At 36.3% G+C, this 15,732-nt stretch carries 13 protein-coding genes; all 13 read right to left on the minus strand.

Annotation, left to right across the window (positions count from 1 at the left end):
* Window positions 1-57: 57 nt before the first annotated feature.
* The gene (spoIIGA, locus tag V7014_RS01530) at window positions 58-984 is read right to left on the minus strand and encodes a sigma-E processing peptidase SpoIIGA (RefSeq protein ID WP_335503354.1); all 927 of its coding nucleotides are present in this window, start codon (window positions 982-984) and stop codon (window positions 58-60) included.
* Window positions 985-1,269: 285 nt separating this feature from the next.
* Window positions 1,270-2,415 (minus strand): cell division protein FtsZ, encoded by a 1,146-nt coding sequence (ftsZ, locus tag V7014_RS01535; protein WP_335503357.1) that lies wholly within the window; start codon window positions 2,413-2,415, stop codon window positions 1,270-1,272.
* A gap of 38 nt (window positions 2,416-2,453) precedes the next feature.
* Window positions 2,454-3,743 (minus strand): cell division protein FtsA, encoded by a 1,290-nt coding sequence (gene ftsA / locus V7014_RS01540; protein ID WP_335503360.1) that lies wholly within the window; start codon window positions 3,741-3,743, stop codon window positions 2,454-2,456.
* Between the two features lie 169 nt (window positions 3,744-3,912).
* Window positions 3,913-4,278, minus strand: coding sequence for a small basic family protein (locus V7014_RS01545; protein WP_335503363.1), 366 nt, complete (start codon window positions 4,276-4,278; stop codon window positions 3,913-3,915).
* Between the two features lie 18 nt (window positions 4,279-4,296).
* A complete protein-coding gene (locus V7014_RS01550) occupies window positions 4,297-4,998 on the minus strand; it encodes a DUF881 domain-containing protein (protein WP_335503366.1) in 702 nt (233 codons plus the stop codon).
* Between the two features lie 27 nt (window positions 4,999-5,025).
* Window positions 5,026-5,718 carry a DUF881 domain-containing protein gene (locus tag V7014_RS01555; protein WP_335503369.1) on the minus strand — a complete coding sequence of 231 codons (693 nt, stop codon included), beginning with the start codon at window positions 5,716-5,718 and terminating at the stop codon, window positions 5,026-5,028.
* Window positions 5,702-6,514, minus strand: coding sequence for a cell division protein FtsQ/DivIB (locus V7014_RS01560; RefSeq protein WP_335503371.1), 813 nt, complete (start codon window positions 6,512-6,514; stop codon window positions 5,702-5,704). The genes V7014_RS01555 and V7014_RS01560 overlap by 17 nt, the downstream gene beginning before the upstream one ends.
* Window positions 6,515-6,704: 190 nt before the next feature.
* Window positions 6,705-7,805, minus strand: a complete 1,101-nt coding sequence (gene murG, locus V7014_RS01565; RefSeq protein ID WP_335503373.1) for an undecaprenyldiphospho-muramoylpentapeptide beta-N-acetylglucosaminyltransferase — start codon at window positions 7,803-7,805, stop codon at window positions 6,705-6,707.
* 364 nt (window positions 7,806-8,169) lie between these two features.
* Complete coding sequence (spoVE, locus tag V7014_RS01570) at window positions 8,170-9,273, minus strand: stage V sporulation protein E (protein WP_335503376.1); 1,104 nt, start codon at window positions 9,271-9,273, stop codon at window positions 8,170-8,172.
* Between the two features lie 266 nt (window positions 9,274-9,539).
* Window positions 9,540-10,892 (minus strand): UDP-N-acetylmuramoyl-L-alanine--D-glutamate ligase, encoded by a 1,353-nt coding sequence (gene murD / locus V7014_RS01575; RefSeq protein ID WP_335503379.1) that lies wholly within the window; start codon window positions 10,890-10,892, stop codon window positions 9,540-9,542.
* Window positions 10,893-11,870 (minus strand): phospho-N-acetylmuramoyl-pentapeptide-transferase, encoded by a 978-nt coding sequence (mraY, locus tag V7014_RS01580; protein WP_205060939.1) that lies wholly within the window; start codon window positions 11,868-11,870, stop codon window positions 10,893-10,895.
* Window positions 11,871-12,035: 165 nt separating this feature from the next.
* The gene (locus V7014_RS01585) at window positions 12,036-13,505 is read right to left on the minus strand and encodes a UDP-N-acetylmuramoyl-L-alanyl-D-glutamate--2,6-diaminopimelate ligase (RefSeq protein ID WP_335503384.1); all 1,470 of its coding nucleotides are present in this window, start codon (window positions 13,503-13,505) and stop codon (window positions 12,036-12,038) included.
* Window positions 13,506-13,725: 220 nt separating this feature from the next.
* Entirely contained in the window at window positions 13,726-15,639 is a 1,914-nt protein-coding gene (locus V7014_RS01590) for a stage V sporulation protein D (protein ID WP_335503388.1), read from the minus strand.
* Between the last annotated feature and the right edge of the window lie 93 nt (window positions 15,640-15,732).

Genomic DNA, 15,732 nt, shown 5'->3' on the forward strand with positions numbered 1-15,732 from the left:
CCTCCTTCTAAAAGAATAATTTATTGAGTATAGTGTATTAATGGCTCTCGAAATTCTTCACGATGCATCCCGCGCTTGTATTGATGCAGCCATACGCGGATGAACGATGCAGTTATACGTCTCATCATGAGAAACCGTCTGTAATGTTAATGCAACTAGACCTCTATGAATTCGACCTCTTCTATCACCTATAGACAACTGAATCCAATCTGGTCGAAATGCAATCAGTAATTGTTGATCCATCCCTAATACTTTGTAAGGGATAATATGCATTCGCTCTCCCCAACTACTGTGAATGCTTTTAGAAATGTTGTTAGAGCTTATTGTTTCTTGAAGTAATTCCATAACATCCTTTGGAATACGCTCCTGAAGTTGTGAAACTGATAAAATCATGACTGGTGTATTCGTAATAGGTTCATATAGTTGATTACCGGTATCTATAAATCCCGTACAAGTAAGAAAGCAATCTTTAATTTTTATTTCAACATTTAAAATACCTTCATGTAATAAATTGGTCATTTCCATTTCTCCAAATATTCGTTTTGAATAGATCCAAGCTGCAGGAAATCCTCCTAAAACAAACAGCCAACTGACTGGGTCTCCATAGCTCTTCGGTGTATAAAAATATGTAGTATCTGCAGCCAAAAATTCAAATGAAAATAGAAAATGAAATCCTAATAAAATTCCACCTGTTAAAAATGTTATAAAATAAAACATTGCACTTGCCTTTAAAAAAGTTTTTAACCGATAAAATCCAAAGGTAATGAAAATCATAAGTAAAGAAAACAGAATTTTTACAAATACAGAATTTGCCCAGTTATAAAATGGTGAAAAAAAAAATAGAATTAAAATAGAACCTATACCCCCTCCAAGAACAATACGTCTAAAAGAGGTCTTCCTCTTTAAGAGAATCGAAGTCCAATAGAGAAGTAAACTATCAAAGCACCAGTTTAAAAGGATAATTAAATCTATATACGCTACCACTCTCGCCCCTCCTATCTGAAATTCTTCTGTATTGCCAAAGTATAACGCACAAGAACTGGAAAAGTATGTCACTTTATAGTTCTTAAAAAAGCGTTTTTTTTTAAGAATTTTGTCATTGTTTGTTTCACTATATGTTACGAAATATAGTTTATGACTAGTAATTAGCGTTTAAAAGGAATAGATATATTCTCTATTAATGTTGAAAATCGTAGAACCTTTTCCATAAAAAAAATCGCACTTCATTATGAAGTACGATTTTTTTATAGGTAATCACTCACCTAATTATTATTTACGATTTCGATTTCGTAAGAATGTTGGTATATCTAACAAATCATCGCTTCCACTATTATTTGTTCTTGTTGGCTCTGTTGGTTCAGTACGGGTTGTAGCTCTTAATTTTTCAGTAACAGGTGGTGGTGTTAATGGCGTACGCCCTCCTGCAAAGCCACCTGGTTTTGGAGACTTCTGTTGCGCTTCTAACTCACTGAATCCAGTCGCAATTACCGTTACAATAATTTCTTCTTTCAAGTTCTCATTTATAACAGAACCGAAAATCATATTTACTTCTTGATCAGAAGCAGTTGCTACAATATCAGCCGCTTCTTGAACTTCAAATAGACTTAAATTAGTACCGCCCGTAATATTCATGAGGACACCTTGAGCACCATCGATTGATTTCTCAAGCAATGGTGACATAATTGCTTTCTTGGCTGCTTCTGCAGCTCTTTTCTCACCTGAAGCAATACCAATCCCCATTAATGCTGAACCTTTATTGCTCATAATTGTCTTTACATCCGCAAAGTCTAAGTTGATTAAACCCGGAGTAGCAATTAAATCTGAGATACCTTGTACACCTTGACGGAGTACATTATCTGCTGCACGGAATGCCTCTAACATTGGTGTATTCTTATCAACGATTTCAAGTAAGCGGTCGTTAGGAATTACAATCAATGTATCAACTGCTTCCTTCATCGAGCCTATTCCCACTGACGCTTGTGTAGCCCTTTTGCGACCTTCAAACGTAAATGGTCTAGTAACAACACCTACAGTTAAAGCGCCTAATTCACGCGCAATATTTGCTATTACCGGCGCTGCACCTGTACCTGTTCCACCGCCCATTCCAGCAGTAACGAAAACCATATCCGCACCGCGAAGTGCTTCTTCTAATTGCTCTCTACTTTCTTCAGCAGCTTTCTTACCAACCTCAGGGTTAGCACCCGCTCCTAAACCACGAGTTAGCTTACCACCAATTTGCATTTTCACTTCAGCTTTTGATAGATTAAGAGCTTGCGCATCTGTATTAACAGCAATAAAATCTACGCCTTCAACCCCATGCTCAATCATTCTATTTACAGCGTTGTTTCCGCCTCCACCAACGCCAATTACCTTTATTGTTGCCAATGCATCTAAATTAGACTCAAACTCTAACATGATAATCCTCCTAGCTCCACCATTATCCTGGATTAGTCTTATTCAAAGAAATAATCGATTATTTTTTTAAATTTACCTTTTTCATTATGTTGTCTTGGACTTTTTTCTTTCACCAATACAGGTTCTGGTTCTTGTTTAACCCGTTTTTCAGGTTTTTCTGTGATTGTTGTTGTAGAATTTCCTAATGAAATTCCTTGTTGTTTTGCTTTTTGACAAGCGTGCTTGATTAACCCAACTGCTGTGGTATATTGTGGTTCACGCACACCAATATGATTTGGCTCTGCTGTTCTTACTCGATTTTGAAATACATATTGAGCTAAATCAAGTACACCTGGCATTTTAACAACACCGCCAGTTAACACAAGCCCTCCAGGAATATCCTGATAGCCATTTTTTCTTAATTGCTCTATTACAAGCTCAAAAATTTCTGTTAAACGCGCTTCGATTATTTCTGCTAACATTAATTGATTACATGGTTGTTTTTGATCGCTTCCAATCATCGGAACGTGAAAAATTTCTTCTTCAGAAGCATCATCATAGTATGCATGTCCATGTTTTAGCTTTAAATCTTCAGCATTGTCCATAGTTGTTCGAAGTACAATTGATAAATCTTTTGTTATCGTGTCTCCACCTATAGGTATTACATTGGAAGAAATTAAATGTCCACCTTCAAAGATTGCTACTGTTGTAGAGCCACCACCAATATCAACAAGAGCTACGCCTAATTCCTTCTCATCTTTTGAAAGAACTAGTGATCCCGCTACCAATGGTTGAAGCGCAATTTCTACAATCTCTAATCCTGCTTTTTCAACGCAGCGTAGAGTATTATGTAGTAATGTCTTTAGACCAGTAATTAATATTCCCTTCATTTCAAGGCGAACACCAATCATTCCTCTTGGATCGTTGATTTCATCAAGCTCGTCTACTTTATAATGTAGCGGAATAATATCGATTACTTCTCGATCCGCAGGAATTGTCATAACTTCTGCAGCTTCACGTACTCTAACAATATCATTTTGTGTTATTTCTTTATTCTCACTTGAAACAGCTACAACACCATGACATGGGTGCAGTAGCACATGGTTACCACTAATTCCTACTATAACTTTACTAATTTCCATGCCTACCATTCGCTCAGCTTGTTCTACTGCTTTACGAATCGAATGAACTGTTTCATCAATGTCGACAATTGCACCTTTACGTAACCCTGCAGATTTAACATTACCAACACCTAGTATGTTAAAAACATCATTTACTATTTCCCCAATGATAACTTTTATACTGGATGTACCGATGTCAAGACTTACATAAATTTCACTGTTGCTCATTCCATGGCACCTCCTTAACTCAAAATTATATAAATAAACATTATTCTGCCTAAAAAAGCTTATGTAAATAGAATAGTATAAATGTTAATAAAAGACTATATCTATCAATTCGTCACTTTGAGGATTATCCCTTTTTTAGAGCAAACTTTTTTCACTAAAATAACACACTTTACTCGTTTTGTATTTGTTTTTTTCTTCTATTTGTATAATTTGACAATAAAATTCGTCTTATTACAGCAATATTTTGAAATAATCTTACTCCAAATGCAAATATTGCTGCTAAATACAAGTCTACACCAAGATGTACACCTAGAAAAGATAAACTTGCAGCTAATATAATATTAAAAAAGAATCCTGAAACAAAAACTAATTCGTCATATACATTTTGCAAATGCGCACGAATTCCACCAAATAAAGTATCAAGAGAAGCTAATAATGCTATCGATAAATAATTAGAATAATCTGCTGGTATTTGAATATCCGTCAGCAATCCCACTGCAATACCTATCAACAAACCGAAAATTGGAAGCCACACGATAATTATCCTCCTTCTTTACCTCACAGGTTCCATGTTTTTTACATGAATTTTATTTCGATAAGCAGGAACCGTAACCGTCGTTAACGGTTGAGATATCGTAAGGGTTAGATTCTCGATGAAAAACTCTTCAACAGTTTGTGCTACTTTTAATCGGTCCCTTAATATTTCGGCATCTGCAGCAATTACTTTAATTTCTATCGGAAAAGTATTTAGCGCATACCCATCAATCTTCGTTGTCCCATTAATATCTCGAATAACAGTATTATTAACAACCCTTTGACCTTCAATTGAAATATGTTCAGCATTATATTTATTCAATTCATTTATTAGTCTTCTCAATAAATCTGGTGTAATTCGTTTAGCCCCTTGTAATAATAATGTATCATCTGTTAGAGCATCAATTGTAATAATAACGCCTGGGCCTGTAACATCAGTAATGCCCACTTCTTTCTTTAAACCATCCACCACGTCTATTAACGCTTGTTCTTTACTTGTTTTTAACTCTGTTTCATAACTAGCAAGTTGAGTTTCTAATTCAGTAATATCCCTCAGTAATTGTGCTTGACGCTTTTGTTCATACAGTAAATCTGATTTAAGCTCCCATGTATCCCGCGTATCTCTTCTTTCAGGCTCTTGAATCGATTTAAATTGGACAGCTAACATAAAACCTATGATTGTTGATACGAGTATAAAGCCTATCCGATTGTTCCATTTCATAATCAACACCAAACTTTCACAACTAACTTAGCTGCCCATAATTGGATTCATAGTAATCTTGTCCTTCTTTTCGAGAGCAAAAACAACATTGTCATTGACCAATTGATCTCTTATTCCCCCTGTCAACATCAATGCGGCCTCTAACACATCAGGCGTTCCAATTGCTGTAATGACAAAAGGAGCAGGGTGTTGCTCGCCATCAACAGTAATTACAGGACCATTACAAACGATATAAGAATCGTGCTTCAATCTTTGTCCGTTAACAGCAACAGCCTCTGCTCCAGAAATATAAAGTTCATTAATAACATTAAATACATGATGTTCATGAACGATATATTCATTTATGTTGTACTTAGCTGCATCGTACTCTCCATCTGATAATGTTACTTCAACCCCAGCACCTTGCACTTTTATTTTCCCTAGAAACATTCGATATTTCTCTGCTTCTTCGGCAAGATCAGCAAGTGTTTGTTCTTCTTGAGCTAAATTTGTTTCCATATTAGCTATTTTCTCTTGAGTATTTATAACTTGCTGCTGTAACTTACGATTTTGTTCCTCTTGCTCTATGTATTGCTCTCGAAGTTGGTACTCAGTATTCCAATTCTCATTTAAACTTTCCTGTTTCTCTTTCTTACTCGTCAGATTATAGGAAAAGGCAATCATAAAACCTAGAACTAAGAAGACAAGCGAAAGAATAACACGTTTACCTTTCAGCTTCATCTTTCTTATCTTGACCTCCTTTTTCTTGATCAGATTTTTTGGAAGCTGACGATTGATACGGTATAAACACAGATCCTACTTCTAAATCAATAACACCCTTATCATTCGGTCCAAGTTGACTAATAATCGATGGATAATGAATAAGCTTGTCCGCTAATGTACGAGATGTTGCGATCACCTCGTATCCATCATTCATATATAATCGGACACGATATTCATCTGTATCGCTTGGATCATAATGGATCTCAGAAATCGCATTTGTGATTTCTTCTGGTAGTTTATCCAACGCTTCAACAATCGATTCTAATTCCTTCCCTTTTTTAAATCCAATTAATAAAGGAGCATGAACCGGTATATGGCCATCTTTCAAAGGCGCAATCACTTCTCCACTTGAAAGAATCGGATGAAAATCTGATCCTTGAACAAGATAGGCAAGGCGGTCATATTCTTCTACTTTAATCTCAACAGAATTAGGTAACACTAATTGAACACTAGCCGATTTTACTTCCGGTAACTGCTCAAGGCGTTTTACAATACCTTTTTTGTCCAATTTCCAAACACTAGTCGAACTAGTAATACCACTTGAAGATATAATAGCTTCACTAGTTAGATAGCGATTACCGGAGATTTTAATTTGTTTTACGTCGCTCAAAGGTGAGAGTAAATATAAAACGAGTATGAGCAGAATGAAGAAAACAGACAAAAGAAAAATGGCTCTTCGATTGGCTTTTCTTCTTCTACGCTGCTTTAACTTTGGTATTCGATCTTCTAATGATACTATTTTTCCTTTCTCCACTACACTCACCTCTCAAGTCAATCGAGCTACTACTTACACTTGTTAAATGAAGTAGTGTATTTCCACTTTTAGAAAAACATGGCATCTTACCAATCAAATATATACAGGATTATTATTGTGAAACATGTTACATAACATATCGTCACCTGCTTCTATCATTCGCATATATGATTGGTAAGACGAGTTTTTCTTATTTTTTCTTTGCCACTATTTCTTCCATTAAGCGATGTACTCGTTCACTTGCATCGGGTACACCAAGACCTTTAGCTGCCTCTTTCATCTTTTGCAACTCATCTTTAGAAAGTAGAATTTCATCAATCATAGAAATTAATTTAGAACCTGTTAACTCTTTTTCAAGAATTTTTGTTGCGGCTCCTTTATCGACTAACGAGTCTGCATTCTTCTCTTGATGATTATTTGTTACATATGGACTTGGAATTAATATACTTGGTACTCCAAGAGCTGTTAATTCTGCTAAAGTCGTAGCTCCTGAACGAGCTACTACTAAATCAACACCTGCTAAAACTTCAGGCATATTATGAACAAAAGGTTTCACTACTACATTTACAGGATTTCCTATTAACTTCATCTCTGCCTGTACCTTCTCAAAGTGTACGTCACCCGTTACATATAATAATTGGTACGGTTTTTCACCTAACTGAGACATTACCTTAAGAATTGCTTCGTTAATTGGTCGAGCTCCTCTACTTCCTCCAACTACTAATACTGCTGGCTTCTTCGGATCTAATCCAACTGTCTCTAAGCCTTTTCTACCAGAATAAGCAAGCACTTCAGAAGCTCTCGGATTCCCAGTTAGTACCGTTTTCTCAGCTGGAAAGAATGCTTTTGCTTCATCAAAACAAACTGCAATTTTCGTAGAATAACGACTTAAGAATTTATTAGTTAATCCAGGTACACTATTTTGTTCATGAATGATTGTAGGAATTCCTAATTTGGCAGCTGCATATACTACTGGTCCACACACATAACCACCTGTACCAATGACAACATCTGCTCCGAATTCTTTAAGCATCTTCTTACTATCTGATACACCCTTCACAAAACGAATAACTGTTTTCACATTTTCAAAAGAAAGCTTTCTTCTAAATCCTGTAATATGTATCGATTTAAAAGGAATATTCTCTCTAGGTACGAGCTGACTTTCTAGTCCTTTTTCAGTTCCAATGTATAAAAAAGAACAATCTTTATGTTTTTTCTGTATTTCTCTGATTAAAGCAAGTGCTGGATATATATGTCCCCCTGTTCCACCACCACTTATTACAATCTTCATAAATTCACCTCATACGTAATCTAACAATATAATAATTCACCCTATACACCATGCTTGATGCATATACCCCATTCTACTACATAATAAACAGCATTAGAAGGCTAGGGGTCGTAATAACAATAGTACATAAGTCGCGATTTTTCTTCATGAAATATGTATTCTACAAAAAGAAAAGAAACCCTACTTGGTTAGCAAGGTTTCTTAAGGTTAAGCATTTACAAGAGGCTTATTTCCGTCTCAAGCAAGCAACCTCTAATGGATTTCATTATCCTTCCTAAATAGTCAATATCCAATCGACTTTATCCACTCATCATGTTGCTTCATAACTCAGTCGGAGGAACCAGTCCGGAACTTCCACTTCTAATTAAAAACGGGAATGTCGACTTATATTTAATAACACCCCAATAGCCATTAACATTAAAGTTAACGATGATCCACCATAGCTTAGAAAAGGAAGTGTAATTCCTGTAACAGGAATCAATCCTGTTACAACTCCAATATTTATCATTACCTGAATGGCCACCATGCTTATTATACCTACAGCTAGAAAACTCCCATATAAATCCGGAGCACCTAAAGCAATTCGTATACCTCTCCATAATAATAGAGCAAATAACAAAATGACAAAACTACCTCCAATAAATCCAAGTTCTTCAGAAAGTATCGCAAAAATAAAATCAGTTTGCGGCTCAGGCAGGTAAAAGAACTTCTGTCTACTTTGTCCCAAACCTAACCCGAACAATCCACCTGGTCCGATAGCTAATAGCGATTGAATCATTTGAAAACCCGAGCCAAGCGGATCTTCCCATGGATCGAGGAAAGAAGTAATCCTTTTAATACGATAAGGAGCCGACAATACGAGAGCTATGAAGCCAGCAGCACCTATTATTCCTAACCAAGCAAAATGAGAAATTCTAGCCCCCGCAACAAAGATCATAACAATACATGTTCCAACCATTACCGTACCTGTACCTAAATCAGGCTGGAGCATAATCATACCGAAAGCAAGAAATACGAATCCTAATGATGGCCCTAAGCCTTTCTTAATGGTGGTTATGTATTTTTGCCTCTCAGATAAAAATTTCGCTAAGAAAGCAATCATTGCCAGTTTCATAAACTCCGAAGGCTGAATAGAGAACGCACCTACACCAATCCAGCTTCTCGATCCATTTCTCTCCATGCCGATTCCTGGAACAAGCACCGCCACTAATAGCGCAAAGCAAATAATAATTAAAACTTTTGCCCATGTACGCCAAGTCCAATAGTCAATATTCATGATAAAAAACATTGCACATACTCCAACTCCTGCAAAGAGAAGTTGACGCTTAGCGAAATAAAATGAATCGCCATCGAACTTGTACGCCGCCCAAATTGCACTTGCGCTGTAAACCATAATTAAACCTATGGATAGTAATGCTAAGGTGACTATGATTAATACGAAATCTGGATGGCTTTTTTTTGTGTGCACATTACTACACCTCTGACGATCATATTAGAGCCTGAACCAGTTCCTAAGCAGAAAAAATCTTTGAAGTGACAGTTCACTTTCTGTGGTCTAAAAAAGGGCTTTCTCACCTAGAGTATCCATACAGAAGACTGAAATCTTGTATGGCACTACTCTAGCTGTTAAAGCCCTCTAGTAAATTCATTCAAGTAAAGTATGTACATCTCGTAAACCATTACATTCGTAATCTTTGTCTACAATAAGTACCTGTCATCACCATGTACAAGCTCTTATTTAAGCTTATGCACAGCTTCTACAAAAATGTCTCCTCGAACTTCAAAAGTTTTAAATTGATCCCAGCTTGCACAAGCAGGTGACAGTAGAATCGTATCCCCTTCCATCGAATGCTCATAAGCTACTGGAACAGCCTCTTTTACAGTATCGACACGTACAATAGTCGATATACCTGCTTCCTTGGCTACTCTTTCAATTTTTGGTGCAGTTTGTCCAAATGTAATAACTGCTTTGACATTTTTCATCGCTGGAATTAATTCATCAAATTCATTCCCACGATCTAATCCACCAGCAAGATAAATAGTTGGCTCGTTGAAAGACATAAGCGCCTTTGTAGCCGCTAAAATATTCGTTGCTTTTGAATCGTTATAGAAGCGACGACCATTCACGTTCTTTACGAATTGTAATCGATGCTTAACACCTTGGAATGTCGTTAATACTTCATAAATTGCTTCATTGTCTGTACCTTTTAACTTACATACAGCCACTGTTGCTAAAATATTTTCTAAGTTATGCAGTCCAGGTAGAACAATTTCAGATAACGCAATTACTTTCTCTCCTCTAAACATAACCCAATCATCAGCAACGTATGCACCGTCTTCCACGATTTGCGTTGAAGAAAATGGAACCATAGTTGCTGATGATTGTTTTGCAATCTCCACTACCTTTTCTTGATCTGCATTAAATACTAAATAATCTTCTTTAGTTTGCTGCTTCGTAATATTACTTTTCGCTTCACAATAAGCATCGAAATCACCATGATAATCAATATGAGCTTCATATAGATTTGTGATAAGCGCAATTTCCGGCTTAAATAAATGTGTACCCATTAATTGAAATGATGATAGCTCCATTACAATTGTATTGTCAGGCTTTGCTTCAATCGCAACTCCAGACGCTACCGTACCAATATTACCAGCAATAAGAGGTTTTTTTCCTGCTGCTTGTAATACTTCATGAATTAATGTCGTCGTTGTTGTTTTTCCATTTGTACCTGTAATGCCGATAATTGGTGCATCGCTAATTTGGTAAGCAAGCTCTACTTCTGTTAAAACAGGAATTCCTTTTTGTATTGCTCCTTTAATTAAAGGATTGCTATAAGGAATGCCTGGATTCTTTACAATGACTTGAAAGCCTTCTTCTAGAAGCTCAAGTGGATGCTCCCCACAAATAACCTTTATTCCTTGCTCTAATAGGTTTTTTGCTTCAGGGTTTTCTGATAATGGCTTTTTATCATTAACTGTAACAAAGGCTCCTAGATTATGAAGTAGTTGCGCTGCGGTAACACCACTCTTCGCAAGTCCTAGTACAAGAACTTTCTTTCGCAAATATATTTCTGGAGTTTTCATCTATAACCACACCTCTAAATAAATTCCCAGTACGGCAAGTAATAAACCGACTGACCAAAACGTTACAACTACTCTCCATTCAGACCAACCGCTAAGCTCATAATGATGATGAAGAGGACTCATTTTAAAGATTCTCTTACCAGTTGTTTTAAAGCTTGCGACTTGCAGAATAACAGAAAGTGTTTCAATAACGAATACTCCTCCTATTATAACAAGAAGTAACTCGAAACTCGTTAATAAAGCAACAGTTGCTAACGCTCCACCTAAAGCTAATGAACCTGTATCTCCCATAAAAACTTTAGCAGGGTGTGCATTGAACACAAGAAATCCTAGTAATGCTCCTACAATCGCAACAGAGAAGATTGCAACATCATATTGCCCGTTATTCCATGCAAGAACAGCAAACGCTCCGAATGCTATAGCAGCCGTACCTGAAACTAAACCATCTAACCCATCAGTTAAGTTAACCGCATTCGAAAATCCTACTTGCCAGAATATAATAATCACAACATAAAACCAGCCAACATTAAGTGCAATGTCTGTTCCTGGAATAGCAATTTCTGGAGTGAAGCCAGCTGTACCTTTATAAACTAAATAAAAAATTACGGCGATCACAATTTGACCAATTAGTTTTTGCAATGAAGTTAATCCAAGATTACGCTTCATTACTACTTTAATAAAATCATCTAAAAATCCAAGTACACCAAAACCTAATGTAACAAATAATAACAGAAAGATATTTGTTGATGCTTCAGAATATTTACCTACCATTACAAGCGTTGTAACAGTGATAGATAACAGGATAACAATTCCACCCATCGTAGGTGTCCCTGTTTTCTTTTGATGCGATTGTGGCCCCTCTTCACGTATACTTTGACCAAATTTCAAACGTCTAAGAAAAGGAATAAAAACAGGAGATAATAGTACTGTTATTAAAAATCCTGTTAGTATTGTGAAAAAAATTACTTGCTCCATCATTATTCTTTGACTTCCCTTCTCAGTGCGTAAAACGATTCACATAATAATGTATTGCTTATACCTTTAATGCAAAAAATTTATATCATTAAAACTGTCAGCATCAATTTGATTCTAAACCATTCTTTCACACTCATAAATATATTGTTTTTTAAATCGAAAATGAAATTATTTTCCCATAACTTCTTTAATAGCATCATGAGCTACTTCACGATCATCAAAATGACTTCTAATACCATTCACTTCTTGATACGTTTCATGCCCTTTACCGGCAATTAATATTACATCATTTGTTTTAGCCTGGCGTATCGCCCAATTAATCGCTTCTTTACGGTCGACAATCACTTTATATAGTTCTCCTGTAGCACCTTCTACCATATCCTTTAGAATTGCTTCTGGATCTTCAGTACGTGGATTATCTGATGTAAGAATAGGTTGCTTAGCCAGTTCACATGCTATTTTTGCCATGATAGGACGTTTTGTACGATCACGATCTCCTCCGCAGCCAACGACAACATATGTTTTTCCTTTTGCAAACTCATTCACCGTCTCAAGAACATTCTCTAAACTATCTGGCGTATGAGCATAATCAACTATTACCGTGAAGTCCTGACCGGCATTTACTAATTCAAAACGTCCTGATACGCCGGAAACGCCTTCTAGAGAGGTAATTATTTGTTGCAAGCTCATTCCTAGACATAAACCTACAGAAGTTGCTGCAAGAACGTTATACACGCTAAATTTACCGATAAGCTGCAATTGAATAGGTAACGCTTCATTTACTGTTTCAATCGTAAACTTAGTTCCTGCTGACGTAATGATAATATCTTTTGCCATAACGTCTGCATCTTGATCAATACCATACGAAACAACATGAGCCGCTGTTGCTCTAATAAAATCATTTGCAGCAGCATCATCTTTATTAATAACCGCATATTTACGTTTATTCTCATCAAAGGCATTCCCAAGTTGAGAGAAAAGTAAAGATTTTGCATGTTTGTATGCTTCCATTGTTTTATGGAAGTCTAGATGATCTTGCGTTAAATTAGAAAATACAGCAATATCATAATCACAACGATGTACTCTACCAAGCTCCAACGCATGTGATGAAACTTCCATAACTGCTGTATCGACACCGTTTTCCACCATCTCATGGAATATTTTTTGTAATGTCACACTATCTGGCGTTGTATTCTTCGTTTCTTGAATCTCATCACCAATCTTAGTATACATAGTGCCAATTAAACCTGTTTTCTTCTGATCATCATGTAATAGCTTCTCTATTAAGTGACTTATAGTTGTTTTTCCATTTGTACCTGTAATACCTATTAAAGATAAATTCTGAGTTGGATGTTTATAGAAAGTATCAGCTAATACAGCCATTGCTCGAGTTGTGCTTTTCACAACAATAACAGGCACTGAAAGATTTAAGTCACGTTCAGCAACTACAGCTACTGCACCATTCTCCACTGCGTTTGGCGCTAAATCATGTCCATCTACTGTATAACCTTTAACACAAATAAATAAGCTTCCTTGCTTTACTTTGCGAGTATCATTTTCTATTGAAGTAATAGTTGGATTCTGACTGTTATCACCTTTATACGAAGGTAAAGATGAAAGTAGTGTATGTAATTTCATTCCTTCAATCTCCTCAATCTTTATTTCAAACATAGTTTATCATACCGTAAAATTAAAAAGTTTTCTATGTGAATATCATATATTATTAACAATATACATTTTTCGAAATATCATTCTTATGTTTCTAAAGAAAGCGACTGAATAATCAGTCGCTTTCTTTAAGATGCTGTGCACTCATATAAAATTAACTATTTCATAAATCAATAATGAAACATACTACTTAATCACCTAAATATATTCTAATAGTAGATCCTTCTTTAACTTTCACACCTGCTTCTGGAGCTTGTTTAACAACTTTTTTCCCTGATCCTGATATATCCAACTTTAAGGTCGATAATTGTGTAGCTAACTCTTGGTTAGTCATTCCTACAACATTAGGTATTTCTACCATGACAGGATCATTTATATCTTTTTTCTTGTCTAAACCGCCTTTACGTGGCTTTACATCTAATGCAATCAACGCATCTTTCATAATATTACCAACAATCGGTGCCGCTACAGTACCTCCAAATTGAACAGTTCCTTTCGGATTATCAACCGCAATATATACAACAATTTGTGGATCATCTGCTGGGGCGAAGCCGATAAATGAAACGATATGATTATTTTTAATATATTGGCCATTTTGTACTTTTTGCGCTGTTCCTGTTTTACCACCCACACGATAACCTTCAATATACGCTTTATGACCAGATCCAAGCGCTACAACTGATTCTAAAGCTACTCTAACCTGTTTAGATGTTTCCTCCGAAATCACTCGGCGCTTTGCTTGGGCATTTTTGCGCATTGTCACCTCACCACTAACTGGGTCTATTAATTGCTTAGCAACATAAGGTGTATATAAGGTACCTCCATTAACTGCAGCTGATACTGCTGCTACTTGTTGAATCGGTGTTACAGACACACCTTGACCGAATGCTGTTGTCGCTTGTTCAACAGGTCCAACACGCTTTAAATCAAATAAAATACCTGTCGCCTCACCTGCTAAATCAATACCTGTTCTTGTTCCAAAGCCAAAGTTTTTTATATAAGAAAACAACTTTTCTTTACCAAGACGATTTCCCAACTCTACAAAACCAGGGTTACATGAGTTTTGAACAACTTCTAGAAACGATTGATGTCCATGCCCTCCCGCTTTCCAACAACGAAGTTTAGCTCCTGCCACTTTCGTATAACCTTGGTCATAAAAACTTTCATGTTGTAAATTTACTTTCTTTTCTTCTAGTGCCGCAGCTAAAGTAATAATTTTGAACGTAGAACCAGGTTCATATGAACTCCATACCGGGAGGTTACGATTATAAACTTCCGGATTGACTTCTTGATACTTTGAAGGATTAAAAGTAGGCCTACTTGACATTGCAAGTATTTCACCATTGTTTGGATTCATTGCTATACCAACAATACCATCTGGATTGTAGGTTGCTTCTGCAATATCCATTTCTCGCTCCATAATTGTCTGTACTTTGCTATCAATCGTTAATTGCAGGTTCTTACCATTAGTTGGCTCCTTATAATCATCAACCATATTCTCCATCCGCTTACCCTTTGCATCTGAATAGAAGCGAACATGTCCTTTTTCTCCACTTAACTCCTCATCATAGGTTAACTCGACTCCCATTAACCCTTGATTATCGATACCTGTAAATCCTAATACATGTGATAAATATTTTCCAAATGGATAGTATCGGATGGAATCTTCTGCAATGAAGACACCTTTTAAATCCAATGCTTTTATTCCTTTTGCTTTTTCATGAGAAATCTTTCTCCCCTTCGATAGACGCACATACACTTCACTTTTTGTAATTTCCTTATATACTTGATCAACCTTCATATCCAAAGCATTCGCTAGCTTCGCCGCTGTTTCACCTGCATCCTCAACCTGTCTCGGAACAACATATACAGTGGGTGCACTTAAATTGGTCGCAAGTGCTACACCATTTCGATCGATAATCTCACCCCTTTTGGGCTCAAAAGGAATATCTCGACTCCATGAATCTTTCGCTTTCCCAGTTAGCTTATTGCCTAAATACAACTGTACATAACCAAGCCGCAAATCAATCAATATAAATACTAATAAACCAATAAGAAAAAAAATAAGCAATCGTTTTCGCACTGTCACATTCGAAACACGCACTATTAACACCTCCGGTACATGCTATCCAAAATGTATGCTTGTACACGAAAGAATAGAACTAAAGAAAAGTGGAAGCGGCCGTTTTGCTCCGTA

Source organism: Bacillus sp. JJ722, assembly GCF_036963345.1.
Lineage (GTDB): Bacteria > Bacillota > Bacilli > Bacillales > DSM-1321 > Bacillus_AD.

What these genes read in the sequence shown, in the direction of transcription:
- V7014_RS01585 (WP_335503384.1), bottom strand. Translation starts at nt 13,505, where the DNA reads ATGAAATTACATACACTACTTTCATCTTTACCTTCGTATAAAGGTGAT.
- ftsZ (WP_335503357.1), bottom strand. Translation starts at nt 2,415, where the DNA reads ATGTTAGAGTTTGAGTCTAATTTAGATGCATTGGCAACAATAAAGGTA.
- V7014_RS01550 (WP_335503366.1), bottom strand. Translation starts at nt 4,998, where the DNA reads ATGAAATGGAACAATCGGATAGGCTTTATACTCGTATCAACAATCATA.
- murD (WP_335503379.1), bottom strand. Translation starts at nt 10,892, where the DNA reads ATGAAAACTCCAGAAATATATTTGCGAAAGAAAGTTCTTGTACTAGGA.
- V7014_RS01555 (WP_335503369.1), bottom strand. Translation starts at nt 5,718, where the DNA reads ATGAAGCTGAAAGGTAAACGTGTTATTCTTTCGCTTGTCTTCTTAGTT.
- mraY (WP_205060939.1), bottom strand. Translation starts at nt 11,870, where the DNA reads ATGATGGAGCAAGTAATTTTTTTCACAATACTAACAGGATTTTTAATA.
- ftsA (WP_335503360.1), bottom strand. Translation starts at nt 3,743, where the DNA reads ATGAGCAACAGTGAAATTTATGTAAGTCTTGACATCGGTACATCCAGT.
- murG (WP_335503373.1), bottom strand. Translation starts at nt 7,805, where the DNA reads ATGAAGATTGTAATAAGTGGTGGTGGAACAGGGGGACATATATATCCA.